This is a genomic window from Vibrio genomosp. F10 str. ZF-129 (genome assembly GCF_000287055.2).
Classification (GTDB): Bacteria; Pseudomonadota; Gammaproteobacteria; order Enterobacterales; family Vibrionaceae; genus Vibrio.
The window spans coordinates 584-2,930 of sequence record NZ_AJYQ02000048.1; the positions used below are offsets into that span (position 1 = coordinate 584).

At 40.8% G+C, this 2,347-nt stretch carries 4 protein-coding genes and 1 pseudogene; 4 read left to right on the forward strand and 1 reads right to left on the reverse strand.

Annotated elements, in window-relative coordinates:
• The 4 genes and pseudogenes from A1QO_RS05880 to A1QO_RS05895 all read left to right on the forward strand — a co-directional run.
• Positions 1-130: pseudogene (locus A1QO_RS05880) on the forward strand (antitoxin); the annotation flags it as partial.
• On the forward strand, positions 120-407 hold the full coding sequence (locus A1QO_RS05885) for a type II toxin-antitoxin system RelE family toxin (RefSeq protein WP_013868556.1): 288 nt from the start codon (positions 120-122) through the stop codon (positions 405-407). The pseudogene A1QO_RS05880 and the gene A1QO_RS05885, both read left to right, overlap by 11 nt.
• 166 nt (positions 408-573) lie before the next feature.
• Positions 574-1,218, forward strand: a complete 645-nt coding sequence (locus A1QO_RS05890) for a DUF4386 family protein (protein WP_017041533.1) — start codon at positions 574-576, stop codon at positions 1,216-1,218.
• Positions 1,219-1,324: 106 nt separating this feature from the next.
• On the forward strand, positions 1,325-1,705 hold the full coding sequence (locus A1QO_RS05895) for a hypothetical protein (RefSeq protein WP_017039289.1): 381 nt from the start codon (positions 1,325-1,327) through the stop codon (positions 1,703-1,705).
• Between the two features lie 176 nt (positions 1,706-1,881).
• Here the strand turns inward: A1QO_RS05895 and A1QO_RS05900 are convergent, their stop codons facing one another.
• Positions 1,882-2,106 (reverse strand): DUF3892 domain-containing protein, encoded by a 225-nt coding sequence (locus A1QO_RS05900; protein WP_017040598.1) that lies wholly within the window; start codon positions 2,104-2,106, stop codon positions 1,882-1,884.
• Positions 2,107-2,347 lie beyond the last annotated feature (241 nt).

The following is a 2,347-nucleotide window of genomic DNA, read 5'->3' on the forward strand; positions in this document are numbered from 1 at the left end:
GTATCTTGTCCCAGCAGAAACTTATGAGTTTCTAATGGATATGCTCGATGACTACGAGCTTGCTAAACTAGTTGAAAGTCGCCGCGGTGAGTTATCTGAAGCGGTGGAAGTAGATATCGATGACTTATAAGCTTAAATTTCTACCAGCTGCCAAGAAAGAATGGAGCAAGTTAGCTCCACCAATTCAAAGTCAGTTCAAAAAGAAGCTTAAAGAGCGGCTAGAGAATCCACATGTTCCTTCGTCTAAACTTCGTGGCTACGACTCAGTTTACAAGATCAAACTACGTACAGCAGGCTATCGTTTAGCCTATGAAGTTATTGACGATGAAATCGTGGTGTATGTGTTGGCTATTGGAAAACGGGACAAAGATGCAGTGTACAAAAAGTTAGCATCGAGGTTCTCGTAACAGCAGCATAACAAAGCGTTTAAGACAGATTCCCAACGCTTGGCATTTTTCATTTCATCGTTGGGTTTTGTGTTTAAGGTGGTATGGTTAGGTTTCGTGGTGGCGTTGCTCACCACTTAACGCGGCGTTAGCTTTCTCAATATTCAATCAATATGGGGTTTATATCGTGAATAATTTACAAAAAACAGGGGGAGTTGCTGCTCTTTTGGAGTCCATCATTTACGTGTCAGCTTTCGTTTTTTTTGGCGCGTTCTGGAATTTCCCCGCTGATGCTGATTCTGCTCAAAAGTTTGCTTTTCTAGCTGAAAACCAAAATGTCCTATCCATCGTAAATCTCATCATGTATGTACTATTTGGAGTTTTACTGGCTATATTAGTATTGGCGCTTCATGAGCGTTTGAAGAGGAATGCCTCAATTCTCTCACAAATCGCTTCGGTGTTTGGGGTTGTTTGGGTGGGGTTAGTCATTGCAAGTGGAATGATTGCAAATATAGGTTTGGCAGCAGCTTTGGAGTTGTCAACTAAAGATCCAGAGCAAGCTATGACAGTCTGGCGAGCTATCTACTCTGTAGTCGAAGGCTTAGGTGGTGGTAATGAAGTAGTTGGAGGCCTGTGGGTTCTATTGTTAAGTTTTGCCGCTTTAAAAGGTAATGAACTTCCTAAAACACTTAACTACTTTGGGTTTTTTGTTGGCATTGCTGGTGTTTTTACTATTTACCCTGCTGATGTACTTACTGAAGTTTTTGGGATAAGCCAAATTGTATGGTTTTCTTGGCTAGGTGTAGCCATGCTTAGGGGTCGTAAAAGCTAACAAGGGCTTCAAACGGAAAAAATACAGTTGGCTGTTTTCACTCCGTTCAACATTTTAGCCAACTAAATTTTTCCGCTTAAGCGGGCGTTAGCAGTTTGGAGAAGTAATGAAGTATCTCATTTTTGTTTTTTCGTTAATATCATTTACTAGTCAAGCTAGTTGCTATGTTGTAGGCGACCTAAAAGGCTTTTCTACACGTCAAATTGAAAGTTTCGAAATAGGTAAAGATGGCATTTCATCACAAAAATTCATTGTTGAGTTTAAAGGTGATGAAAGTAGCGTTTCTCCAAATGACATGAGTTGTTTTCAAGCGGGCGCGGCTACATTAATCTGCGCTGATGTTGGTAATAGTGGCGAATCTACGATAGAAACTTGGGCTGTGTATCCAGATTCAGGAAAGGCTGTATATACAAAGTCCATCAATGGTTTTGGGAGTTTTAATGGGGCAAACATGTTCGTAGGTAACATCAAGGGGCGCTGCGACTAAACTGCTAACAAATTGTTCAAGAGGGATTCGCAACGCGTGGCATTTTCACTATGCGTTGATTTTAGTGATTAAGGTGTTATGCGGCGGCATCGGTATTGCGTTGCTCACCCCTTAACAAGGCGTTATGTAGCTAAGGCGTGAAATCTCGATTACAAGCCTTAAGCTTAATAGCTTACTTATTTAGCCATTTCGTCGAGGTTGTTGCCTTTTTTTCGATCGGGGTTCGTTCTAAGGTGGGGCTTCTTGTCTTTAGCATGTACAGTGTGAGCATTTTCGATTTGCCCACGATCTGCCATTCTCATTGCAGTATCTAACGAGGTGAAACTAGAATTACCATCAAAGCGTACTTGTGTGATATTACCTTTACTATCTTGTTTAGCGTCAATAATTTTCTTAGTCATGATGTATCCTTCAGTTTATATGTAGGTTTACATCCTTGAATTATTATAACTTCCTGTAGAGGTTATATTTTAATCGATCTAAGTTATTGAAGCAATCGATTACATTTAGACAGCTACATAACAAATTGTTCAAGTGGACAGTCGAACGCTCGGCATTCTCGGCTTGGGGTTTATCAGGTTCGGGAAGTTTGGTGGTTCTGCCACTTAACAAGGCTACATGGACTCCCTCTTTTGTCAACAA

Excerpts from the sequence above, each read along its gene's own strand:
- A1QO_RS05885 (WP_013868556.1), top strand. The coding sequence starts at position 120 with ATGACTTATAAGCTTAAATTTCTACCAGCTGCCAAGAAAGAATGGAGC.
- A1QO_RS05895 (WP_017039289.1), top strand. The coding sequence starts at position 1,325 with ATGAAGTATCTCATTTTTGTTTTTTCGTTAATATCATTTACTAGTCAA.
- A1QO_RS05900 (WP_017040598.1), bottom strand. The coding sequence starts at position 2,106 with ATGACTAAGAAAATTATTGACGCTAAACAAGATAGTAAAGGTAATATC.